The sequence below is a fragment of the Pseudomonas syringae group sp. J254-4 genome (genome assembly GCF_032586855.1).
Classification (GTDB): Bacteria; Pseudomonadota; Gammaproteobacteria; order Pseudomonadales; family Pseudomonadaceae; genus Aquipseudomonas; species Aquipseudomonas amygdali.
In genome coordinates this window covers 94179-117507 of record NZ_JAWHOO010000004.1, presented here as the reverse complement: position 1 = coordinate 117507, position 23329 = coordinate 94179, and the positions used below count along the sequence as shown (strand labels likewise).

Below are 23329 nucleotides of genomic sequence, written 5' to 3'. Positions count from 1 at the left end.
TATCAATTCTTCGCGACAGCGGGTTTATCCGTCGTTGCCGCTGCCTGTTCGCGCCAACCGACCGCTAGGCCGTTGGAGTAACGCAAGTCAACGCGCGCGATATTCGTGATTTGTTCTTTCAGCGTTTTGTCGTAAATCGCGATGAAACGGCGCATTTTTTCGACGAGGTGGTCGCGTCCAAGCAACAATTCGATACCCGGGCCAGCACTACCGGCGCCTGTTGTCAGGAACCAGCTGCCGCGCTCGCGCAGCTCCAGGCGCACGATGGAGAAGCCCAGCGGGCGCAACATCTGACTCAACACCTGATACTGCTGCATCACCTGTTGCTGGGCCCGCTGCGGGCCGAACAACTGGGGAAGATGTTCGTAATTGGACAGTTCACGCGGCGTGAAAGCCTGTCCCTGGTTGTTCAACAGCGCTTCATCACCCCAACGGGCAACCGGCAACTGCTCTTCAAGACGAATCACGACCTGATCCGGCCATACACGACGAACTTCGGCGTGGGCGATCCAGGGCATCTGCTCAAGCTCGGTGCGCATGCCGGTCAGATCAATCTTGAAAAAGCTCGACGCCACATAAGGCGCAATCCGCTGCTGCACAGCCTGCTGGCTGATGTAACTCAAATCGCCCTGCACATTGATGCGGGTAATCGGGCGGTCGGCGTACGGCAGCAGGCGTTGCGCTGCCTCATAAGTGCCGAAGCCCAGAACCACCAGCAACACAGGCCAGAGCAGACGCTTCAGAACACTGAAGTTGGCCTTGGGCAGGCGCGCCGACAGAGGCTCCTTGGCCACCATTCGGCTGGCGCCACGCGGCACCGGCTTGTTGCGGCCGGGTGCAGGTGGCTGAGGACGTGCCGACGCGCCGTACATGCCTTACCCTCTCGCCTGAACACTGTCGGCCAGAATCGCCAACACCAGTTGTTGAAAATCCAGACCTGCAGCACGCGCAGCCATAGGCACCAGACTGTGATCGGTCATGCCGGGCACGGTGTTAACTTCAAGTAACCAGAACTTGCCTTGTGCGTCCTGCATAACATCCGTGCGCGCCCACCCTGCGATGCCGATGGCGTCGCAAGCGCGTGCTGCAAGTTGTTTGAGTTCCTGTTCCTGCGCATCGCCAAGCCCGCAAGGGATCCGGTACTGAGTATCGGACGCCAGGTACTTGGCATCGTAATCATAAAAACTGTGAGGAGTGCCCAGGCCAATGGGAGGCAACACCTGGCCACACAGAGACGCCACAGTAAACTCAGGTCCCTGAATCCACTGTTCGACTAATACTTGCGAATCGTAGGTACTGGCGGCTTTCCAGGCGGCGATCAATTCATCGACGCTGTTCACCTTTGCCATACCGATACTTGAACCTTCATGGGCCGGTTTGACGATCAAAGGGAAGCCCAGTTCCGTCGCTGCGCAAATACAATCGCTCTCGTTTTCAAGAACGGCATGCAAGGGCGTCGCAAGGCCGAGACTCTGCCAGACCTGCTTGGTGCGCAACTTGTCCATCGCCAGCGCGGAAGCCAGTACACCACTGCCGGTATAAGGGATTTCCAGGCATTCCAGCAGGCCTTGCATAGTGCCGTCTTCGCCGCCTCGCCCGTGTAGAACAATGAAGGCACGGTCGATCTTTTCGCTGACCAGTCGCTGCAGGAAGTCATCGCCCACATCGATGCCGAACGCGTCCACGCCAGCATCGAGCAACGCCTTGAGCACCGCATTACCGGAGTTCAGGGAAACTGCCCGTTCAGCACTCTTGCCACCGAAGAGCACGGCGACACGGCCGAAGCTTTTCGGCTCGAGCGTCGAGCGCAGGGAAGACTGGGCGACGGCTGTCATTTCAGCTTCCCTTCGGTGGGGGCCACTTTAGCGCCAGCGAACAGCGGGCTTTTCAGCAGTTGTGGCGCGAGACCGCCGATGTCGCCAGCGCCTTGGCACAGGAGAATGTCGCCAGCGCGCAGCAGCGGCTTGACCAGCGGCGCCAGCTCGACGCCGCGCTCGATGTAGATAGGGTCCAGCTGACCGCGCTGACGAATGCTGTGGCACAGGTTGCGGCTGTCGGCGCCGGGAATCGGTTCTTCACCCGCCGGGTAGACTTCCATCAGCAGCAACACATTGGCGTCCGCCAGAACCTGTACGAAATCGTCGTACAAGTCACGGGTGCGGCTGAAGCGGTGCGGCTGGTAGACCATCACCAGACGACGATCCGGCCAGCCACCACGTACGGCGCTGATCACAGCAGCCACTTCGCGCGGATGGTGACCATAGTCATCGACCAGCATCACGTTACCGCCTTCGACCGGCAACTCGCCGTACACCTGGAAGCGACGACCGACGCCCTGGAACCCCGAAAGGCCCTGCACGATCGCCTCATCGCTGACACCTTCGTCGGTGGCAATAGCGATGGTCGCCAGCGAGTTGAGTACGTTGTGATTGCCGGGCATGTTCACCGACATATCCAGCGGCTCGCGGTCGCGGCGCAGTACGGTAAAGAATGTCAGCATGCCGTCCTGACGCACGTTGATTGCACGTATGTCGGCAGACTCGCTGAAGCCGTAGGTCAGCGTCGGGCGCTTGACCTGCGGGAGAATTTCACGCACTACCGGATCGTCGATGCACATGACCGCCAGGCCATAGAACGGCAGGTTATGCAGGAACTCGACAAAGGTCTTCTTCAGTTTATTGAAGTCGCCTTCGTAGGTCGCCATGTGATCGGCGTCGATATTGGTGACTACCGCAACCAGGGGCTGAAGGTGCAGGAAGCTGGCATCGCTTTCATCGGCTTCAGCGATCAGGTAACGGCTGGTGCCCAGCTGGGCGTTGGTGCCCGCGGCGTTCAAACGGCCACCAATCACAAAGGTCGGGTCCAGGCCACCAGCAGCGAACACCGAAGCGATCAGGCTGGTGGTGGTGGTCTTGCCGTGCGTACCGGCGACAGCGATGCCGTGGCGATAGCGCATCAGTTCGGCGAGCATCTCGGCACGGGGCACGACTGGAATACGGCGTTCCAGCGCGGTGGCGACTTCCGGGTTGGAAGTATTCACAGCGCTGGACACCACCAGTACGTCGGCACCCACGGTGTTCTCGGCGCGATGGCCAACAAAGATCTGCGCGCCGAACGATTCCAGACGCTCGGTCACGGCCGAGCCTTTGAGGTCGGAGCCCGAGACTTCGTAGCCCAGGTTCAACAACACTTCGGCAATCCCGCACATACCGACGCCGCCGATACCGACGAAGTGGATGCGACGGATACGGCGCATTTCAGGTTGCGGCATGGCGCGTTGATTCTCAACCATGAGCCACCTCCACGCAGACGTTGACGACGGTGTTGGTTGCATCAGGCTTGGCCAGGCTACGTGCTGTGCGGGCCATGCTGTTCAATTGTTCGGGTTGCATCAAAACCTCTTTCAGGCGTGCTGCCATCTCGGCGGCGCCAGTTGTCGCTTGCGGCATGACGAAGGCTGCGCCTTCGCGAGCCAGATAGTCAGCGTTACGTGACTGATGGTCATCAATCGCGTGGGGCAGCGGTATCAGCAACGACGGCAGACCTGCGGCGGCCAGTTCGCTGATGGTCAATGCGCCTGCGCGGCAGACCACCAGATCGGCCCAGCTATAGGCTTGGGCCATGTTCTGGATGAATGGCGCAACCTGCGCCTCGACGCCCACGTTGCGATAACGCTCGGCGGTGACTGCGTCGTGATTCTTGCCCGACTGATGAAACACTTCGGGCTGGATGTCCTGAGGCAACCGGGCCAGCGCCTCGGGCAGCAATTTGTTCAATGGCTCCGCGCCCAGACTGCCGCCCAGTACCAGCAGACGCGCCTTGCGCCCGGCCAGCGTCTGACGCGGTGTTTCCAGAAACAGCTCGACACGCACCGGATTGCCGGTGGTGCGGCGTTTGGACGAGGCCGCAAAGGTGTTCGGGAACGCCTCGCACACGCGGCTGGCGAACGACGCCAGGCTGCGATTGGCTGTACCGGCAACGGCGTTCTGCTCGTGAATGATCAACGGTACGCCTGCCAGCTTCGCCGCCAGACCACCAGGGCCGGTGACATAGCCACCGAAGCCAACCACGCAGACCGGCTTCACCTGACGGACAACCTTGCGCGCCTGCATCAGGGCCTTGAGCAACATGAACGGCGCCTTGAGCAGCGACAGCCGGCCTTTGCCACGCAGCCCGGTGACATTGATCAGGTGCAGCGTCAAACCGGCCTGCGGGACCAGTTCGTTTTCGATTCCGCGTGGCGTGCCCAGCCAGTGGACCTTGTAGCCACGTGCCTGAAACTCGCGTGCACAAGCCAGCGCCGGGAATACATGCCCGCCGGTGCCGCCAGCCATGATCAGCACATTAGCGTCCATGGGGCGTCTCCTCGGCGAAGTCGCTTTCCTTGAACTCGGCTTCTTCACTGCCCATGTTGTTGCGCGATTCCCACTCGATGCGCAGCAGCAGGCCAAGACTCGCGCAGCAGATCACCAGCGAGCTGCCGCCGTAGCTGAGGAATGGCAGAGTCAGACCCTTGGTCGGCAGCAGACCAACGTTCACACCGATGTTGATCAGGAACTGACCGATCCACAGGAACGAAAGACCGTAGGCCACGTAGGCCCCGAAGAACTGCTTGGCGCGCTCGGCCCACATGCCGATGTACATACCGCGAATACTGACAAACAGAAACAGTGCGACGGTGATCAGCGAACCCACCACGCCCAGCTCTTCTGCAAGCACCGAGAACACGAAGTCGGTGTGCGCTTCCGGCAGATAGAACTGCTTCTGCACGCTGTTGCCCAGCCCGACGCCGAACCACTCGCCACGACCGAAGGCGATCAGCGCCTGGGTCAATTGATAACCGGAACCGAACTGGTCAGCCCACGGGTCGGTAAAGTTGGTCAGACGCGCCATCCGGTAGGGCTGGGCCTGGACCAGCACCACCACAGAAGCGACCGCCAGCACCACCATCAGCGAGAAGCGGAACAGGCCGACACCGCCGAGAAACAGCATGGCTGCCGCCGAGCCCATCATTACCACGGTCGCACCGAAGTCAGGTTCCATGAGCAGCAGCCCGGCCATCGGCAGCAGCACGATGAACGGCTTGAAAAAGCCCATCCAGCTTTCGCGAACTTCCTGCTGCTGACGGATCAGGTAGCCGGCAAGGAAGATCACCACGAATACCTTGGCGATTTCCGACGGCTGCACGTTGAACGCGCCGAAACCGATCCAGCGCATCGAACCGTTCACCTCGCGCCCGATTCCCGGCACCAGTACCAGCAGCAACAAGCCGAACGCGCCGAGCAGCATCATCCAGCCCAGACGTTGCCAGGTGGCGACCGGGATCATCATGGTCACGCCACAAGCACCCAGGCCGATCAACAGATAAACCAGGTGGCGGGTCATCATGTACAGCGTGTTGCCCGACTGAACTGCAGCAACTTCCGACGAGGCGGAAGTAATCATTACCAGCCCAAGGCCCAGCAACGCCAGACAGCCGACCAGCATCGGGAAGTCGAGGTCAATGCCGCGCCCGCTGATCAGTGGCGATGGATAAGGCTTGATCACACCGAAGATCATGACAAGCACTCCACTGCCTGCGCGAACACACGTCCGCGCTCTTCATAATTCTTGAACATGTCCAGGCTGGCGCATGCAGGCGAAAGCAATACCGCATCGCCCCGCTGCGCCAGCTTTGCACTGTGCTCGACAGCAGCCTGGACGGTGTCGACACGCACCAGAGGAACGGCATCACCCAATGCCTGGGCAATCAGCTCGGCGTCGCGGCCCAGTAACACCGCAGCGCGGCAATGCTCAGCGACTGGCGCACGCAATGCGCTGAAGTCAGCGCCTTTGCCATCGCCACCAGCGATCAGTACCAGCTTGCCGTCGATATCCGAACCCAGACCTTCGATGGCAGCCAGTGCGGCACCGACGTTGGTGGCCTTGGAGTCGTTGTAGTAATGAACGCCGTCATGCTCACGCAGCCACTGGCAGCGATGCTCCAGGCCGGTGAATTCGCGCAGGCTTGCAAGCATCGCATCGAACGGCAGGCCAACCGCATGCCCAAGCGCCAATGCAGCAAGGGCGTTGGCCTGATTGTGAGCACCACGAACTTTCAGCTCACGTACCGGCATCAGGTTTTCAAACTGGAACGCCAGGTATTTTTCGCCGTTTTCTTCACGCAGACCAAAGCCGTGGAAATCAGGCTTGTTGAGACCGAACGTCCAGCAAGGCAGGCCTTCACCAATCAGCGGACGGGACAGGGCATCCTGACGATTGACCACCACTTGCCGCGCGCCACGGAAAATCCGGTGCTTGGCCAGGTGGTAAGCCGGCAGGCCGCTGTAGCGGTCCATATGGTCTTCGCTGATGTTCAGCACGGTTGCCACTTCAGCATTGAGCTGGTCGGTGGTTTCGAGCTGAAAGCTGGACAGCTCCATTACGTACAGTTCGACATCGTCGCTGAGCAGGTCCAGCGCCGGAGTACCGAGGTTGCCCCCGACCGCAACGCGTTTGCCTGCAGCGACGGCCATTTCACCCACCAGCGTTGTCACCGTGCTTTTCGCATTCGAACCGGTGATGGCGATGACCGGCGCCTTCGCGTAACGCGCGAACAGCTCGATGTCGCCGGACAGCTTGACGCCACGCGCGTGCGCCTGCTGCAGGGCCGGGGTGGCCAGCGCCAGACCGGGGCTGACATACAACTCGTCGGCACGGCAGAGGAAATCCACGTCCAGCTCGCCACAACGCACTTCCACCTGCGGATAGTCACGACGCAAGGTCGCCAGCTCAGGAGGATTCTCCCGCGTGTCGGCCACGGCAAAGGACACGCCCCGGTTCGCCAGGAAGCGAACCAGGGACATGCCACTTTTGCCAAGCCCCACAACAATGCGGAAGCGGTCGGAGACGATCAGGGACACTCGTTCTACCTCAGTTTCAGTGTGGCAAGGCCAATGAGCACCAGAATCACGGTGATGATCCAGAAACGGACGATCACGCGTGGCTCGGGCCAGCCTTTGAGTTCAAAGTGATGGTGAATCGGCGCCATGCGGAACACGCGGCGACCGGTGAGTTTGAAAGACGCAACCTGAATGACCACTGAAAGGGTTTCCATCACGAACACGCCGCCCATGATGAACAGGACAATTTCCTGACGCACGATCACGGCCATGGTGCCGAGTGCAGCGCCCAGCGCCAGCGCACCGACGTCGCCCATGAATACCTGCGCCGGATAGGTGTTGAACCAGAGAAACCCGAGCCCCGCGCCAATCAGCGCACCAGAGAAGACAATCAGCTCGCCGGCCCCCGGTACGTAGGGAATCAGCAGGTATTCAGCAAACTTCACGTTACCCGACAGGTAGCAGAAGATGCCCAGCGCACCGCCCACCATCACCGTCGGCATGATCGCCAGACCGTCCAGGCCGTCAGTCAGGTTGACTGCGTTGCTGGAGCCGACGATCACGAAATAGGTCAGCACGATGAAACCGATACCCAACGGGATGCGCACATCCTTGAGCATCGGCACGATCAGCGTGGTTTCGGTAGCCGACGGTGCAGTCGTATAAAGGAAGATCGCTGCACAGAGGCCGAATACCGACTGCCAGAAATACTTCCAGCGGCTCGGCAGGCCACGCGAGTTCTTTTCGATCACTTTGCGGTAGTCATCGACCCAGCCGATGGCCCCGAACAGCAGTGTCACCAGCAACACAACCCAAACGTAACGATTGCTCAGGTCAGCCCACAACAGCGTACTGATACCGATGGACGAGAGGATCAGCGCGCCGCCCATGGTCGGCGTACCCGATTTGGACAAGTGCGACTGCGGACCGTCGTTGCGGACCGACTGGCCGATCTGGCGCATCTGCAAGGTGCGGATCATCCACGGGCCCAGGCACAGCGACAGCGTCAGTGCAGTGAGCACGCCAAGGATCCCGCGCAAGGACAGGTACTGAAAGACCGCGAAGCCTTTGTAGAACTGTTGTAAAAACTCGGCCAACAGCAGCAGCATTAATGTTTCTCCAGGCTAGAACCGCACAAGGCAGCCACGACGTTTTCCATCGCAGCGCTACGCGAGCCCTTGATCAATAAAGTGGTATTAGGGTCCTGCTCGGCGCCCAGCGCCGCGATCAGCTCTGCCTGACTGGCAAAGTGGTAAGCATGTTCACCAAAGGCGCTGACGGCATGAGTCATCAACGGGCCGACGGCATACAGCGCCGAGACCTTGCCAGCGGCATAGGCCCCTACGTCGCGATGGCCTTGTTCGGCCCACTCGCCCAGCTCGCCAATATCGCCCAGCACCAGCACGGTACGACCGGTAAAACCGGTAAGGATGTCGACGGCCGCGTTGATCGAGGCAGGGTTGGCGTTGTAGGTGTCATCAATGACGCGCGTGCCGTTGCTGGCGATTTGCGCAACCGCACGGCCCTTGACCGGCTGCACGTTGTTCAGGCCCGCAACAATACCTTCCAGCGTCACGCCCAGAGCGCAGGCTGCAGCCGCAGCTGCCAAAGCGTTGGCCACGTTGTGCGCGCCCAACAGATTCAACTGAACCTGGGCGACGCCGAGCGGGCTGTTCATGGTGAAGCCCGGGCAGCCGCGGGCATCACGACTGAGTTCACTGGCGTGCAGATCCGCCGCAGGGTCAGCCAGTGCGAAGGTCAGAATGTTGCGATTGCCGGCACGCTTGCGCCAGACAGGGAACGCCTTGTCTTCCAGATTCAGCACCGCAGTGCCGCTGGCATCAAGACCTTCCAGAATCTCGCCCTTGGCTTCGACAATTTTGTCCGGCCCGCCAAACTCGCCGACATGGGCGGTTCCGGCGTTGGTAATGATGGCAACGTGTGGCTTGGTCAGGCTCACGGTGAAGGCAATTTCGCCCACCCGCGATGCGCCCAGCTCGATGACCGCCGCACTGTGCTCTGGAGCCAGCTCCAGTAACGTCAATGGCACGCCCAGCTCGTTGTTCAGATTGCCACGAGTGGCCAGCACAGGTCCGCGCGTACGCAGGATGCTCGCGAGCATTTCCTTGACCGTGGTCTTGCCGCTGGAACCGGTCATCGCTGCAACCGGCTTGTCGATGAACGCATTGCGGTTCATTGCGCCCAGTTGCGCGAGCGCCTTGCGGGTATCGAGCACGACCAGTTGCGGCAGGCTTGCGCCCTGCACTTCGCGCTCGACCAAAGCACCTACCGCACCTTTGGCAGCCACCTGCTCAAGGTACTCATGGCCGTCGAAGCGCGGTCCGGTCAGGGCCACAAACAGCTGGCCCGGCTCGATGCCACGGCTGTCAGTGCTCACGCCGTCAAAGCTGCAGTCGCCAGCGACCAGACGGGCGTCAAGTGGCACGACCAGTTCGCTGAATGTCATTGGCTTAATCATTCGCAGGTCCCCATGCAGCAAGCGCCTTGGAAGCTTCTTGCAGGTCAGAGAACGGATGGCGCTGACCGTCGATTTCCTGATAGTCCTCGTGCCCTTTACCGGCCAGCACCACGACATCATCGGCACTGGCGCTGGCAATCAGCTCGGCAATGGCCTGGCCGCGACCTTCGATGAAGCGCACCTTGTCGACAGCAGTGAAGCCAGGGCGAATATCGTCAAAAATACTGGCTGGCGATTCGGAGCGCGGGTTGTCGTCGGTGACCCACGCACCGTCGGCCAGGCGTTCGACCACTTCAGCCATCAGCGGACGCTTGCCGCGATCACGATCACCGCCGCAGCCGAACAGGCACAGCAGGCGGCCTTTGGCGTGCGGGCGCAGTGCTTCGAGGACTTTTTCCAGCGCATCCGGAGTATGCGCGTAATCGACAACCACCAGCGGCTTGTCGGCACCACCCAGACGCTGCATGCGCCCGACCGGACCTTCGAGTTTCGGCAGCACCTTGAGAATTTCGTCCAGCGCGTAATCCAGGCCCAGCAAAGCACCGACCGCAGCCAGCACGTTGCTCAGGTTGAAGCGCCCCAGCAGGCTGCTGCGCAGGAAATGCTCGCCCTGAGGCGTGACCAGCGTAGCGCGCACGCCATCGTCATCGAATTTCGCATCGCGGCAATACAGGTAGGCCGAGCTGTCCAGCTGGCTGTAGGTGATCAACCGCGACTCTTGCTTGATACCGGCCAGTTCACGACCGAAAGCATCATCCAGGTTGATTACCCGGCATTTCAGGTTGGACCATGCAAACAGCTTGGCCTTGGCGGCAGCGTACGCTTCCATGGTGCCGTGATAATCCAGGTGATCACGGGACAGATTGGTCAGCACCGCCACATCAAACGCCAGCGCCGTCGCCCGCCCTTGATCCAGCCCATGAGACGAAACTTCCATCGCCACTGCACGCGCCCCGGACTTTTTCAGATCGGTCAGCGTCGCCTGAACGGCAATCGGGTCAGGCGTGGTATGACGGCCGCTTTGCAATGCGCCGTAGAAGCCTGTGCCCAGTGTGCCGACAATGCCGCAATGCTGACCCAGTGCATCAAGCGCCTGCGCAACCAGCTGGGTGACGCTGGTCTTGCCGTTGGTGCCGGTAACACCGACCAGATTCAGACTGCGGCTCGGGTCGCCGTAGAAGCGGCCGGCAATATCGGACAACTGCGCGGCGAGCCCCTTGACCGGGATCAGCGGCACGTCGGTGATCGGCAGAACGGTCGAGCCTTCGACTTCGTACGCCACAGCCGCAGCGCCACGCTTGAGCGCGTCGGCAATATGTGCACGGCCATCGACCTTGATACCCGGTATGGCTAGAAACAGATCACCCGGACGGACATTGCGGCTGTCGAGAGTCAACTCGCGAATCAGCGCATCGCGATCGGTGTGAGCGAAAATCTTGCTCAGATTAAAGGCCATCAACCACGCCCTCCTTTGGCTGCCGGTGCTGCATTGACTTGTTCCGGTGGGGCAAGGTTGTCAGGAGTGACGTTCATCAGACGCAACGTACCGGACATGACTTTGCTGAATACCGGAGCCGAAACCAGACCACCGTAGTAACCGCCCTTGCTCGGCTCATCGATGACCACGACGATGGCATAACGCGGGTTACTCATCGGGCCGAAACCGGCGAACAGGGAGCGATAGGAGTTCTCCGCATAGCCCTTGGTGCCGATCGACGTCTTACGCGCCGTACCGCTCTTGCCGCCGACGTGATAGGACGGCACACGGGCGCGATAAACGCCGCGCGGGTCTTCGATAACCTGCTGCAACATACCCTGCAGAGTCTTGGCGGTTTTCTCGGGAATAGCCTGGGTCGATTCCGGCTCTTTATCCGTTTTCAAAATGGTCAGTGGCACGATGCGGCCGTTATTGGCCAGCGCGCCATAGGCGTGTACCAGCTGCAAAGCGGTGACTGACAGACCGTAGCCATAGGACAGCGTGGCGGTTTCAGCCTTGCGCCATTCGCGGTAGTTGGGCAGGTTGCCGACGCGCTCGCCAGGGAAGCCGAGGCCGGTGTACTGACCAAAACCAACGCGTTGCATGGCACGGAAGATCGCTTCGCCGCCCACATCGAACGCGACCTTGCTCATGCCGACGTTACTGGAGTTGATCAGGATGCCGGTCAGATCGAGGATCGGGCCCTCGGTCTTGGTCACGTCACGAATAGTGTATTTGCCGATCTGCAGGGTGCCTGGATAGACCTCGACCTTGTCGGTAGGCTTCCAGCGGCCACTGTCCAGCGCTGCGGTCATGGAGATCGGCTTCATGGTCGAACCAGGTTCGAACACGTCAATGATGGCCCGGTTGCGCATGGCAGCAGGCACCATGGTGCGGCGATTGTTCGGGTTGTAGGTCGGCTGATTGACCATCGCCAGAACTTCACCGGTCTTGACGTCCATGATCACCATACTGCCTGCCTTGGCCTCGTTTTCCACGATGGCGTTGCGCAGCTCACGGGTTGCCAGGTATTGCAGGCGCAGGTCAATAGACAAAGCCAAGGTCTTTCCGGCCTTGGCATTCTTGGTCACCTGAACATCCTTGATCAGTCGGCCGCGCCGGTCCTTGATGACCTGACGCTTGCCGGGCACTCCCGCAAGCCAGTCGTCATATGCCAGCTCGACACCTTCGCGACCGTGGTCATCAAGGTCGGTAAAACCAACCATGTGCGCGGTAACATCCCCTGCCGGGTAGAAACGGCGGAACTCTTCGATGCCGTAAACGCCAGGGACTTTCAGATCCAGCGCTGCCTGACCCTGCTCCGGCGTCATGCCACGAACGAGGTAGATGAATTCCTTGGTGGATTGCGATTCCAGGCGATCAGTCAACGCTTTCAGATCCTGCCCGGTAGCCGCTGCGAGCATCGGCCACTTGGACTTGTCCTGCTGCATTTCGCGCGGGTTGGCCCACAGCGTCGTCACCGGAGTACTGACGGCAAGCGGCTCGCCATTGCGGTCGGTGATCAGGCCACGGTGAGCCGGAATCGGGATATGCCGCAGGCTGCGGGCATCGCCCTGCTCCTTGAGAAAGGTGTGGTCGATAACCTGCAGGTCAACGATGCGCCAGCAAATGGCGAGCACGAGGGACACCAGCAGCCCCACGACCACGCGAAAACGCCACGGATAAAGCGCGCCTTCAAGTTTCATCATGGCGCCACCATCCGCACTTCGGCAGCGCTTGGAATGCGCATTTTCAGCTGTTCGGTGGCCAGATTCTCGATGCGGCTATGTGCAGTCCAGGTGCTCTGCTCAAGAATCAGCCGGCCCCACTCTGCCTGCGCCTTGTCGCGCACGCTCATTTCCGAATACAGCGAGTTGAGCAGTTGACGATTCCAATGTGCGCTATAGGAAACGCCAATCGCTGAAATCAGGACAGCAATGAACAGCAGCAGCATAATGAAGCTGCCGCCGGGCAAAGGCTTCAGAAACAGACGGCTCACCTGAGCTTCTCCGCTACACGCATGACAGCACTGCGCGAACGCGGGTTGGCTTTGGTTTCGGTATCCGAGGCGAATTGAGCCTTACCGTGAATTTTGATTTTCGGTTCAAACGGCTTGAACTGGATCGGCAGATTGCGTGGCATGTTGTCGGCTTCGCCCTTGGCGAGCTTGCGCATGAACAGCTTGACGATGCGGTCTTCCAGCGAGTGAAAACTGATGACGACGAGGCGACCACCAACTTCAAGGGCATCCAGCGCGGCTTCGAGACCGGCTTCCAGATCGCCCAGCTCGTTGTTCACGTGAATACGCAGGCCCTGAAAGGCACGCGTTGCAGGATTCTTGCCCTTTTCCCAGGCAGGGTTGGCGACCTTGAGCACTTCTGCCAGATCAGCAGTACGCTCGAAAGGCTGGACTTCACGGCGCGCGACGACCGCATTGGCCATGCGTTTGGCAAATCGCTCTTCGCCGTATTCCTTGAATACGCGGGCAATTTCTTCAGCGGGCGCAGTCGCAATGAACTCGGCAGCGCTCACGCCACGGGTTGGGTCCATACGCATGTCCAGCGGGCCGTCGTTCATGAAGCTGAAACCGCGCTCGGGGTCATCCAGCTGCGGGGACGACACGCCCAGATCCAGCAAAATGCCACTGACCTTGCCCGCCAAACCGCGTTCCTGAGCCTCGGATCCCAATTCGGCAAAGCTGCGCTGCACAATGACAAAGCGGCCGTCTTCGGCCGCTAGCGCTTGCCCTGTGGCAATCGCTTGAGGGTCCTTGTCGAACCCCAGAAGCCGACCATCAGGACCAAGCTGGCTCAATATCAGACGACTATGCCCGCCACGTCCGAACGTGCCGTCCAGATAGCAGCCATCGGCACGCACCGCGAGAGCCTCCACGGCTTCTTCAAGCAGCACGGTGATGTGGGTAAAGCCGCTGTTCATAGTCACAGGATCAAATCACGTAATTCGTCGGGCATAGCGCCAGGTTTTTGAATGGCAGCCAGGTCAGCATCAGCAAGAGCATTCCAGGCGTCCTCGTCCCACAGTTGAAACTTGTTGAGTTGGCCCACCAGCATTACGCGCTTATCCAGCCTGGCGTATTCGCGCAAGCGTGGCGGCACCAGAAAACGCCCGCTGCCATCGAGTTCCAGATCGACAGCATTACCAATCAAAAGCCTTTGCAGACGACGGTTCTCTTCACGAAACGTCGCCAGATCACGAAGTTTTGCCTCTATCAGCTCCCATTCGGAAAGCGGATACAGGCAAAGACAGGGATCAACGGCATCAATGGTCACGATAAGTTGCCCGGCACTACGCGAATCCAACTCGTCACGGTACCGGCTCGGCATAGCGAGACGGCCCTTGGCATCGAGATTGATCGCGTTGGCACCACGGAACACAGGCGCATTCTCCGAATATTAGCTTTTTGCGCTGAAAAAACCCACTTCGTGCCACTTTCTGCCACTTGTGCACACTATAGGAACGCGCCCACCACACCGTCAAGGCACGGTCTTAAGGAAAACCCTTACATTTCGGAGATTTAGGAGAGGTATTGGGTATAAAAGGGTAATTTTACGAAGGCTCTGACAGATAAATCCCACATCACTCAAATCGTTGCGATTCAAAGTTAATGTGATTTATGAGCTGTAAGATTTTTTTGGTATTACGAGAGGGTTTTGCTGCTTGAAACGAAGGGTTGGAAAAAGGTGGAGAGTCGATCTGTAAGCCGGGTTCTGTCGAGAACAGTCATTCCTCTACGACGGCCATCACTGGACGTCTTTAGCAACCTACCCGGTTCCAGCGCGGGCCACGCCTAGGAACCCTATTTGGTCTTGCTCCGAGTGGGGTTTACCTTGCCACGAACTGTTACCAGACGTGCGGTGCGCTCTTACCGCACCTTTTCACCCTTACCGGCACCGAAGTGCTTAGGCGGTTATTTTCTGTGGCACTTTCCGTAGGCTCACGCCTCCCAGGCGTTACCTGGCACTCCGCCCTATGGAGCCCGGACTTTCCTCCCCCCCCTGTTGCGGAACAACAAGAGGCAGCGACTGTCCAATCGACTCTCCGCCGCCAAGGTTAGCGGCACATGCCTTCAAGAACAAGCTTTAATAGCACGTGGGGTGCGCTTGTCCCCGTTATCCACCCCTTTTGAAGGCAACCCATCATTCCTTCTGTTTCTCCAGCGCCACCTGATAAAGCAGGTTCTTGCGCACGCCGGTTATTTCGGCTGCCAAGGCTGCGGCGCGCTTGAGAGGCATCTCCGCAAGCAGTAAATCCAGTATGCGGCGCGCCTCCTCACCAATGACATCCTCGTCCTCGGGCGGTGTCCAGCCGGCTATCAGCACAACGCATTCGCCACGCTGCTGATTACTGTCGGCCTCGACAAAAGCCCGCAGCTCACCCAAAGGCAGACCCTTGAGCGTTTCAAAAGTTTTGGTTATTTCACGTGCCAGCAAGGCCTGACGGTCGGCACCAAAGACTTGCTCCATGTCTTGCAGACACTCAAGAATCCGGTGCGGAGCTTCATAATAAATAAGCGTGCGCGGCTCTTCCTTTACTCGCTCGAGTTTTGCCTTGCGCCCTGCTGCCTTGGCAGGAAGAAAGCCCTCGAAAATGAATCGGTCCGAAGGCAGCCCGGCCGCAGAAAGAGCGGCAATCAGGGCACAAGCGCCCGGCACAGGGACAACCGGCACACCCGCAGCACGCGCCTGGCGCACCAGGTGATAACCGGGATCAGAGATCAGCGGCGTGCCTGCGTCGGAAATCAGCGCCACATCGTCGCCAGCCAGCAGACGCGTTATGAACCGACTACCCTCATCACGTTCGTTATGCTCGTGACAGGCGGCCAGCGGAGTGGATATCCCGAAGTGCTGCATCAGCCGTGCAGAATGGCGCGTGTCTTCAGCCGCAATCAGCGCGACCTCACGCAACACCTTCAATGCCCGCACGCTCATGTCGTCCAGATTGCCGATAGGAGTCGCCACTACATAAAGCGAGCCCGGAGTGGAATTCGAAACAACCGGAACAGTCAAAACGCAAACCTCACAGGTTAAAGCTGATACTTGGAAAGAATGCATTGTACAGGCTGAAGCACGGCCGAGCGGTTCGCGCATCAGGGATGCCGATAAAAAAGGAATAAATACATGATCAAGGCCGGACACAACACAACGCAGCCCCCTCGAATTGAACGATTTGGCCGCCAGATGACCCTAACGCGACCAATATCACGGCTTTAAACACCTTCGACATCGCACCCCGGCCAGCGCTTGGGTACAATTCCCCGTTAATTCGCTCGAGTTTCAGGAACATACCAATGATCGCTTGTCTGCGGCTGCTCTCTGCCCTCTGCCTCGCTGCCCTTCTCGCAGCCTGTGCCAGCTCGCCCTCGTCCAGTCTTGGCGAGCTGCCTCGAACCCCTGACGCCAGCATCGAGCAGTTGCTTGATCAGGCCGCCACAGCCAAAACACCCGAGCAGGCTGCTACGCTGCGCTTGAGTGCGGCCGACCTGGCCGCCCGCCAGAATGACGCAGGACGCGCTGCGCAGATTCTCGGACAGGTGCAAATCGATCAACTCAAGCCTGGACTGCAGGTTTTCGCCAGCACATTGTCCGCAGAGCTGGCGATGGGCCGCAATCAGCCCAAGGCAGCACTGACCGCACTGAACCACCCGAGCATGCAACGCCTGGGCGAACTGTCGGTCGAGCAGCAGGTTCGCACCCACACGGTCAAGGCGCGCGCCCTGGAGGCCGATGGCCAGGCCCTGGCGGCCGTCAATGAGCGAGTATTCGCCGGCCCTCTGCTGCAAGGTGCAGAAGCCAGCGCCAACAATGATGCAATCTGGACGCTGGTGTCCGCTCTGCCGGCCGAGCAACTGCAAAGTACAGCCAGCGGCGATATGGGCGATTGGCTGAACCTGGCCCGCTCGATCAAAGGCGCAGGCACACTTGAGCAGCAACAGGCAGCCATCGACAACTGGAAAGCCCAGAACCCGAAACACCCTGCAGCACTGCAACTGCCTACCGCACTCGCCCAACTGCGCGCCCTGACCAGCGAGCCGATTACCAAAATCGCTCTGCTGCTGCCGCAGGATGGCCAGCTGGCCGCAGTTGCCAAAGCGTTGCGCGAAGGCTTCATGGCCGCGCACTTCCAGGCACAACAAGCAGGACAGAATCCACCCGCTATCCAGGTGTTCGACAGCTCGCGCGTTACCTCGATGGACGAGTTCTACCGTCAGGCTCAGGCCGCTGGCGTACAGCTGGTCGTCGGTCCGCTGGAAAAGAACCTCGTCAAACAGTTGAACAGCCGCCAGCAGCTCCCGATCACTACACTGGCGCTGAACTACAGCGACACCAGCAACGAAGGCCCCGCTCAGCTGTACCAGTTCGGCCTGGCTGCCGAAGACGAAGCCCGCGAAGTTGCACGTCGCGCCTGGGCCGATGGCAAGCGCAGCGCTGTAGCAATGGTGCCGAAAGGCGAATGGGGCGACCGCGTTCTGGATGCCTTCCGCAAGAGCTGGCAGGCCAAGGGCGGTACGCTGATCGCAGCCGAGCACGTCGACCAGCCTGTAGAACTGGCACAGCAGGTCGCCGATCTGTTCCAGTTGCGCAACAGCGAAGGTCGCGCCCAGCGTCTGCAGAGCACTGCCGGTACTCAGGTAGCCGCGCAGCCAAGCCGTCGCCAGGACATTGACTTCATGTTCCTCGCCGCCACGCCGCAACAGGCGCAGCAGATCAAGCCAACCATGGTTTTCCAGTACGCAGGCGATGTTCCGGTCTACGCCACCTCGCACCTATTCACCAACAGCAACGATCATGCGCAGTACATGGACCTCAACGGTGTGCGCTTCTGCGAGACGCCTTGGCTGCTGAACGCTGAAGACCCGCTGCGCCAGCAGGTGACCGCGCAATGGCCACAAGCTGCAGGCAGCCTTGGTCGCCTGTACGCAATGGGCATCGACGCCTACCGTCTGGCCCCACGCCTTGCGCAACTCAAGGCTATGCCTGACAGCCGCATCGATGGCCTGTCGGGTAGCCTGAGCATCAACCCTGGCCGTCGCGTCGAGCGTCAGTTGCCATGGGCGGAGTTCGTCGACGGCAAGATCCAGCGTCTGCCGGACACAGCGCCTTGATACCACGCAGCAGCCGCCAACAGGCAGGGCGCGAGGCTGAAGCCTTCGCCCTGCAGTTTTTGCAACAACAGGGGCTGCACCTGATTGAACAAAACTGGTTATGCAAACGCGGCGAGCTTGATCTAGTCATGCTTGACGGCGATACAGTAGTATTCGTCGAAGTTCGCTACCGGCGCCACTCAGGCTGGGGTGGAGCCATGGAAAGCGTTGATTTTCGCAAGCAGGCAAAACTTGTCACTGCCGCACAGCTTTTTCTGCAGCAAGCAACAGACTGGGCCAGTCACCCCTGTCGTTTCGACGTGATCGCCATTGAAGGCCAGCCTGGCAACACTGCACCGCTGAACTGGATCAAGAGTGCTTTTGACAGCTGACCTGCGCATGGGCACAGCAGCCCTGCCGTGTTAATGAACTGCAATAGCTTCTACGCTCATCGATTTCGCTATTTGTTTTGCCGGCTGCACACCTTGTGTGCCGGATAGCTCCCGGGAGAACCCGGCGCATCCGTCCCGCCGCCGTACGCTCTAATTAAGGTCACATTGATGGACATGCAATCCCGAATTCGCCGGCTGTTCCAGGCCAGCATCGAAACCAAGCAACAGTCGATGGAAGTCCTTGCACCCTATATCGAGCAAGCCAGTCAGGTCATGGTCAATGCCCTGCTCAACGAGGGCAAGATGCTCGCGTGCGGCAACGGCGGGTCGGCTGGCGATGCACAGCACTTCTCCTCGGAACTGCTCAACCGTTTCGAGCGCGAGCGGCCGAGCCTGCCAGCCATCGCCCTGACAACCGACAGCTCTACGATTACCTCGATTGCCAACGATTACAGCTACAACGAAATCTTTTCCAAGCAGATCCGCGCACTGGGCCAGCCAGGTGATGTGCTGCTGGCCATTTCCACCAGCGGTAACTCGGCAAATATTATTCAGGCCATCCAGGCCGCACATGATCGCGAAATGATTGTCGTAGCATTGACGGGACGCGACGGTGGCGGCATGGCTTCCCTGCTATTGCCCGAGGACGTGGAGATCCGCGTACCTGCCAATGTCACGGCACGCATACAAGAAGTCCATCTGCTGGCGATCCATTGCCTTTGCGATTTGATCGACAGCCAACTGTTCGGGAGTGAAGAATGACCCCTAATCGTCTCAGCCTACTGGTTCTGACACTGTGCCTCAGCATCACCGGATGCAGTTCGGTGATCACGGCCACTCGCGAAAAACCGATCGAAGACGATCGCGGCACCCGCACCTTCGGCAGCAAGATCGACGATTCACTGATCGAGACCAAGGCAGCCGTCAACATCTCCAAAGCCAACCCTGATCTCGCAGAAGGCTCACACATCGTTGTGACCAGCTTCAACGGCATCGTGCTGCTGGCTGGCCAGACACCCCGCGCCGACCTCAAGGCAATTGCCGAACAGGCCGCCAGCTCGGTCCAGCGCGTCAAGAAGGTCAACAACGAGCTGCAGGTCATGGCGCCCTCTTCGCTGCTGGCGCGTAACAACGATGCCTGGCTGACCACCAAGATCAAAAGCCAGATGATTGCCGACGCATCCATCCCCGGCTCACGCATCAAGGTGGTGACCGAGAACGGTATTGTGTTCCTGCTGGGCCTGGTGACCCAGGACGAAGCCAATCGCGCCACCAACCTGGTACAGGGCGTTTCCGGCGTGCAGAAGATCGTCAAACTGTTTGAGTACATCGACTGACGGGTAACCGGCAGGCGAAAAAAAAGGCGATCCGGAGATCGCCTTTTTTATTGCGCATTTTTTACTTCACGACCTTCAGACTCGGCCGGCCACTCGGGCGCGGTGGCTCGCTGTCGGGCGGGGTATCATCTTCGATCTCGATTTCCTCACCCTCATCCATGGAAGGCTCCAGATCGAAAACCATACCCTGACCGTTCTCACGGGCATAAATACCCAGGATGGCAGCTACAGGCACGTAAAGCGTATGCGGCACACCGCCGAAGCGGCCTTCGAAGCTGACAGCTTCGTTATCCATATGCAGATGACGCACCGCACTTGGCGAAACATTCAGGACAATCTGCCCGTCATTGGCAAACCCTTGCGGGACCTGCACCGAGGGGTAATCCGCATTGACCAGCACGTGCGGGGTGCAATCGTTATCGACGATCCACTCATAGAGAGCGCGAACAAGATAAGGGCGACTGGAGTTCATTAACGGCTCCTTAAGCCTTAGCGCATTTCACGTTCGGCAGCAGACAGACTCGTCTGAAAAGCCTCACGCGCAAATTGGCGCTCCATGTAATCAAGCAACGGCTTGGCAGGCCGTGGCAATTCAATACCCAAAATTGGCAAACGCCAGAGTATGGGGAGTAGACAGCAGTCAACAAGACTTAGCTCGTCGCTCATGAAAAAAGCTTTTTCCGCAAACAACGGTGAAACCCCGGTCAGACTTTCACGAAGCTCCTTGCGCGCCTGAACACGAGCAGGCTCTTTGCTGCGCGTATCGAGGATCAGGTCCACAAGACCACACCAGTCTCGCTGAATGCGATGGATCAGCAGACGGCTGTTGGCGCGAGCCACGGGATAGACAGGCAACAAGGGCGGATGCGGATAGCGCTCATCCAGGTATTCCATCACCACCGTCGACTCGTACAACGCCAGGTCACGATCAACGAGAGTCGGCAAGCTGCCATACGGATTTACTTCAATCAGCTGCGGCGGATGACGACCTGCCACAACCTCAATGATTTCGGCGCTGACACCCTTCTCGGCGAGCACAATACGCACACGATGAGAATAGTGGTCGGCGGGGTCGGAGTAGCAGGCCAACCGGTTGGTCACGCCCATGGCGATCCTCCTCGCTTGTTAAAATTTATCGGACAGACGAACGAACACGCCTTAAGGGCGCATCCGATAATGAACGCAACAGGACAGGTGTTCGTCGCGGGCCACAAGATAGCTCATTTACGCGATGTAAATTCTGTAATCTTCGCCGACAGGCTTATAAATCTCGCAATATCGACGTGACACGCCCAGCTTGAAAACACCTCAACCGCAAGAATCACGCCCATAAAAAAACGCCCAGCCCCGCGAGGGGATGGACGTTCTTTCTTTGAACGAAGAACGAATTAACGCTTCGAGTACTGCGGACGCTTACGCGCTTTACGCAGACCGACTTTCTTACGTTCAACTTCACGAGCATCGCGAGTCACGAAGCCTGCTTTACGCAGAGCGCCACGCAGAGTCTCGTCGTATTGCATCAGAGCGCGAGTGATACCGTGGCGGATTGCGCCAGCCTGACCACTTACACCGCCACCGATAACGGTGACGTAGATGTCGAACTTTTCAACTGTCTCGGTCAGTTCCAGCGGCTGACGAACTACCATGCGGGCAGTTTCGCGACCGAAGAAATTGTCCAGGGAGCGGTTGTTGATCGAGATGTTACCAGTACCCGGACGCAGGAAAACGCGAGCGGTTGCGGTCTTGCGACGGCCAGTGCCGTAATTTTGAGTCGCCGACATAATGAACTATTCCGTTAAAACTTCAGTTCTTGGGGCTGCTGAGCAGTATGAGGGTGTACAGCGCCCGCATAGACTTTCAGCTTACGATACATGTCGCGACCCAGCGGGTTCTTAGGCAGCATGCCTTTGACCGCGGTCTCGATCACGCGCTCAGGAGCTTTGGCGATCAGCTTTTCGAAGTTGATCGACTTGATCCCGCCCGGAAAACCGGAGTGTGAGTAGTAGATCTTGTCGGTGGTTTTGGCACCAGTAACGCGGATCTGCTCGGCATTGATCACGACGATGTAGTCGCCGGTATCAACGTGCGGAGTGTATTCCGGTTTGTGCTTGCCACGCAGACGGCTCGCGATTTCGGTGGCCAGACGACCCAGGGTCTGACCAGCAGCGTCGACGACGAACCAGTCGCGCTTAACTGTTTCCGGTTTAGCAGTAAAAGTTTTCATTCTTTATAGCCTCAGGGGCCGCCCTGAAAATTAGACGGCGGATCTTACTGAATAGTGCGTACTTTGACAAGTCAAAGGCAGCCGGAAACAGACGCTATCGGGGGCTCGGGTCAGCGCGTCCGTTATACGGCAAGATTCTTCGGCAGACGGCGCATCACTTCCACTGCAAAGAGCTGGCGGATTATACAGACTGTAAAAATAACCTCAACCGGATTTTTTGTTCACATTCTGTTTATTGCCTGCGGGGCGTGGATTGGCGGATATTTACCCGCTTAGCACAAAGCCATCATGCACACCTCTCGCAGAGATACTGGCATGAGGAGGCTGGACACACCTGACAAAAAATAAGACGATCCAGCCGTTGCTTGACCATTTACCCATATAAGAATAACGATTATGCCGATCCAACACGCCACTCTGCTGCGCCGCGTAAGCATTCTGACCACCGACAAGATGTTTGCCTCGACGGTCATGCAGGCCAAGGACTTCTTCCACCTGGCCAGCCTGCGCTACAGCAAACAACTGGGCCAGGGCCTGGTGCCCGCTTTCGAAACCCGCCTCGTCAGCCCGGACGGACTCTCCGTCAGCAGCTTCAGCGACGTCACACTGCCGGTCGACGGCGCGCTTTGCCAAAGCGACATCATCGTTATCCCGGCCTTTTGGGATGATTTTGAAACCCTGTGCGAACGCTACCCGCAGATTCTGCCCTGGCTGCGTGAGCAGCATGCCAACGGTGCCGTACTCTGCGCCGAGGCCACCGGGGTCTATTGGCTTGCCGAGGCAGGATTGCTCGACGGCAAGGAAGCGACTACCTACTGGCGCTTCTTCAGTGCATTTGCCGAACGCTACCCCAAGGTGCTGCTCAATCAGGAAAAGCACCTGACTGACGCCGATAACGTGTACTGCGCAGGGGGCACGACGTCAGCGTGCGACCTCTACATCTACCTGATCGAGCGGTTCTGCGGGGCCAACGTCGCCCAGGCCGTGGCCCGCGATATTCTTTACGAAGTGCGCCGCACCTACTCACCGGGCCGGATCGGCTTTGGCGGGCAGAAACTGCATCAGGACGTGGTCATCCTGCAGATTCAGCACTGGCTGGAAGAGCACTTTGCCGACAAGTTCCGCTTTGAAGATGTGGCCCGCGAGCACGGCATGAGCATTCGCAATTTCATGCGCCGCTTTCAGACCGCAACCGGCGACAAGCCGCTGCATTACCTGCAACGGCTGCGGATCGAAACGGCAAAGGGATTGCTGTCAGGGTCTCGCAAAAGCATCAAGACCATCAGCTACGAGGTGGGCTATGACGACGCCAGCTTCTTCGCCCGGCTGTTTCGCCAACACACCGAGCTGTCGCCCAACCAGTACCGGCAGCAGTTCGAGAGCCAAAAGGAAAAGCTGTGAGCTGCAAGCTGCGGCATGGGCGAGTTTCAAGCGTGT

At 59.1% G+C, this 23329-nt stretch carries 23 protein-coding genes and 1 other RNA gene; 5 read left to right on the top strand and 19 right to left on the bottom strand.

Annotated elements, in window-relative coordinates; all coding sequences use genetic code 11:
* Nucleotides 1-2: 2 nt before the first annotated feature.
* From RYB09_RS07200 to rsmI, 15 genes are all read right to left on the bottom strand, one after another.
* On the bottom strand, nucleotides 3-872 hold the full coding sequence (locus RYB09_RS07200; protein WP_004666180.1) for a cell division protein FtsQ/DivIB: 870 nt from the start codon (nucleotides 870-872) through the stop codon (nucleotides 3-5).
* Between the two features lie 3 nt (nucleotides 873-875).
* On the bottom strand, nucleotides 876-1835 hold the full coding sequence (locus RYB09_RS07195) for a D-alanine--D-alanine ligase (RefSeq protein WP_219170164.1): 960 nt from the start codon (nucleotides 1833-1835) through the stop codon (nucleotides 876-878).
* Entirely contained in the window at nucleotides 1832-3292 is a 1461-nt protein-coding gene (murC, locus tag RYB09_RS07190; protein WP_316887728.1) for a UDP-N-acetylmuramate--L-alanine ligase, read from the bottom strand. Before murC ends, RYB09_RS07195 begins: the two co-directional genes overlap by 4 nt.
* A complete protein-coding gene (murG, locus tag RYB09_RS07185) occupies nucleotides 3285-4355 on the bottom strand; it encodes an undecaprenyldiphospho-muramoylpentapeptide beta-N-acetylglucosaminyltransferase (RefSeq protein WP_316887726.1) in 1071 nt (356 codons plus the stop codon). The genes murC and murG overlap by 8 nt, the downstream gene beginning before the upstream one ends.
* Complete coding sequence (ftsW, locus tag RYB09_RS07180; protein WP_002555047.1) at nucleotides 4345-5559, bottom strand: putative lipid II flippase FtsW; 1215 nt, start codon at nucleotides 5557-5559, stop codon at nucleotides 4345-4347. The genes murG and ftsW overlap by 11 nt, the downstream gene beginning before the upstream one ends.
* Nucleotides 5556-6902: a UDP-N-acetylmuramoyl-L-alanine--D-glutamate ligase gene (gene murD, locus RYB09_RS07175; protein ID WP_044323150.1), complete on the bottom strand. Its 1347-nt coding sequence runs from the start codon at nucleotides 6900-6902 to the stop codon at nucleotides 5556-5558. The genes ftsW and murD overlap by 4 nt, the downstream gene beginning before the upstream one ends.
* 5 nt (nucleotides 6903-6907) lie before the next feature.
* Nucleotides 6908-7990, bottom strand: coding sequence for a phospho-N-acetylmuramoyl-pentapeptide-transferase (gene mraY, locus RYB09_RS07170; RefSeq protein WP_002555049.1), 1083 nt, complete (start codon nucleotides 7988-7990; stop codon nucleotides 6908-6910).
* On the bottom strand, nucleotides 7990-9360 hold the full coding sequence (locus tag RYB09_RS07165) for a UDP-N-acetylmuramoyl-tripeptide--D-alanyl-D-alanine ligase (RefSeq protein WP_316887723.1): 1371 nt from the start codon (nucleotides 9358-9360) through the stop codon (nucleotides 7990-7992). Before RYB09_RS07165 ends, mraY begins: the two co-directional genes overlap by 1 nt.
* On the bottom strand, nucleotides 9353-10816 hold the full coding sequence (locus RYB09_RS07160; protein ID WP_316887721.1) for a UDP-N-acetylmuramoyl-L-alanyl-D-glutamate--2,6-diaminopimelate ligase: 1464 nt from the start codon (nucleotides 10814-10816) through the stop codon (nucleotides 9353-9355). Before RYB09_RS07160 ends, RYB09_RS07165 begins: the two co-directional genes overlap by 8 nt.
* Nucleotides 10816-12543 (bottom strand): peptidoglycan D,D-transpeptidase FtsI family protein, encoded by a 1728-nt coding sequence (locus RYB09_RS07155; RefSeq protein ID WP_004666184.1) that lies wholly within the window; start codon nucleotides 12541-12543, stop codon nucleotides 10816-10818. Before RYB09_RS07155 ends, RYB09_RS07160 begins: the two co-directional genes overlap by 1 nt.
* Nucleotides 12543-12836, bottom strand: a complete 294-nt coding sequence (gene ftsL, locus RYB09_RS07150; RefSeq protein WP_002555053.1) for a cell division protein FtsL — start codon at nucleotides 12834-12836, stop codon at nucleotides 12543-12545. The genes RYB09_RS07155 and ftsL overlap by 1 nt, the downstream gene beginning before the upstream one ends.
* Nucleotides 12833-13774 carry a 16S rRNA (cytosine(1402)-N(4))-methyltransferase RsmH gene (gene rsmH / locus RYB09_RS07145; RefSeq protein WP_002555054.1) on the bottom strand — a complete coding sequence of 314 codons (942 nt, stop codon included), beginning with the start codon at nucleotides 13772-13774 and terminating at the stop codon, nucleotides 12833-12835. The genes ftsL and rsmH overlap by 4 nt, the downstream gene beginning before the upstream one ends.
* Before the next feature lie 2 nt (nucleotides 13775-13776).
* Nucleotides 13777-14232, bottom strand: a complete 456-nt coding sequence (mraZ, locus tag RYB09_RS07140) for a division/cell wall cluster transcriptional repressor MraZ (protein ID WP_002555055.1) — start codon at nucleotides 14230-14232, stop codon at nucleotides 13777-13779.
* A gap of 306 nt (nucleotides 14233-14538) precedes the next feature.
* Nucleotides 14539-14896, bottom strand: an RNA gene (rnpB, locus tag RYB09_RS07135) — RNase P RNA component class A.
* Nucleotides 14897-14994: 98 nt separating this feature from the next.
* Nucleotides 14995-15864: a 16S rRNA (cytidine(1402)-2'-O)-methyltransferase gene (gene rsmI / locus RYB09_RS07130; protein WP_316887854.1), complete on the bottom strand. Its 870-nt coding sequence runs from the start codon at nucleotides 15862-15864 to the stop codon at nucleotides 14995-14997.
* A gap of 281 nt (nucleotides 15865-16145) precedes the next feature.
* On the opposite strand from rsmI, the gene RYB09_RS07125 reads away from it, so the two are divergent.
* The 4 genes from RYB09_RS07125 to RYB09_RS07110 all read left to right on the top strand — a co-directional run bounded on the left by RYB09_RS07125 (nucleotide 16146) and on the right by RYB09_RS07110 (nucleotide 19668).
* Nucleotides 16146-17960, top strand: coding sequence for a penicillin-binding protein activator (locus RYB09_RS07125; RefSeq protein WP_316887719.1), 1815 nt, complete (start codon nucleotides 16146-16148; stop codon nucleotides 17958-17960).
* Entirely contained in the window at nucleotides 17957-18331 is a 375-nt protein-coding gene (locus tag RYB09_RS07120; protein ID WP_177342351.1) for a YraN family protein, read from the top strand. Before RYB09_RS07125 ends, RYB09_RS07120 begins: the two co-directional genes overlap by 4 nt.
* A 168-nt stretch (nucleotides 18332-18499) precedes the next feature.
* The gene (locus RYB09_RS07115) at nucleotides 18500-19093 is read left to right on the top strand and encodes a phosphoheptose isomerase (protein WP_002555059.1); all 594 of its coding nucleotides are present in this window, start codon (nucleotides 18500-18502) and stop codon (nucleotides 19091-19093) included.
* Nucleotides 19090-19668, top strand: a complete 579-nt coding sequence (locus RYB09_RS07110; RefSeq protein ID WP_057403079.1) for a BON domain-containing protein — start codon at nucleotides 19090-19092, stop codon at nucleotides 19666-19668. Before RYB09_RS07115 ends, RYB09_RS07110 begins: the two co-directional genes overlap by 4 nt.
* Nucleotides 19669-19729: 61 nt before the next feature.
* Here the strand turns inward: RYB09_RS07110 and RYB09_RS07105 are convergent, their stop codons facing one another.
* The 4 genes from RYB09_RS07105 to rplM all read right to left on the bottom strand — a co-directional run bounded on the left by RYB09_RS07105 (nucleotide 19730) and on the right by rplM (nucleotide 21892).
* Nucleotides 19730-20140, bottom strand: coding sequence for a ClpXP protease specificity-enhancing factor (locus tag RYB09_RS07105; protein WP_004656546.1), 411 nt, complete (start codon nucleotides 20138-20140; stop codon nucleotides 19730-19732).
* A gap of 17 nt (nucleotides 20141-20157) precedes the next feature.
* Nucleotides 20158-20775, bottom strand: coding sequence for a glutathione S-transferase N-terminal domain-containing protein (locus RYB09_RS07100; RefSeq protein WP_044323144.1), 618 nt, complete (start codon nucleotides 20773-20775; stop codon nucleotides 20158-20160).
* A gap of 281 nt (nucleotides 20776-21056) precedes the next feature.
* Complete coding sequence (gene rpsI / locus RYB09_RS07095; RefSeq protein ID WP_002555064.1) at nucleotides 21057-21449, bottom strand: 30S ribosomal protein S9; 393 nt, start codon at nucleotides 21447-21449, stop codon at nucleotides 21057-21059.
* A 14-nt stretch (nucleotides 21450-21463) separates the two neighbouring features.
* Complete coding sequence (rplM, locus tag RYB09_RS07090; protein ID WP_002555065.1) at nucleotides 21464-21892, bottom strand: 50S ribosomal protein L13; 429 nt, start codon at nucleotides 21890-21892, stop codon at nucleotides 21464-21466.
* 495 nt (nucleotides 21893-22387) lie between these two features.
* On the opposite strand from rplM, the gene RYB09_RS07085 reads away from it, so the two are divergent.
* On the top strand, nucleotides 22388-23293 hold the full coding sequence (locus tag RYB09_RS07085; RefSeq protein ID WP_162839824.1) for a GlxA family transcriptional regulator: 906 nt from the start codon (nucleotides 22388-22390) through the stop codon (nucleotides 23291-23293).
* The last annotated feature ends 36 nt before the right edge of the window (nucleotides 23294-23329 follow it).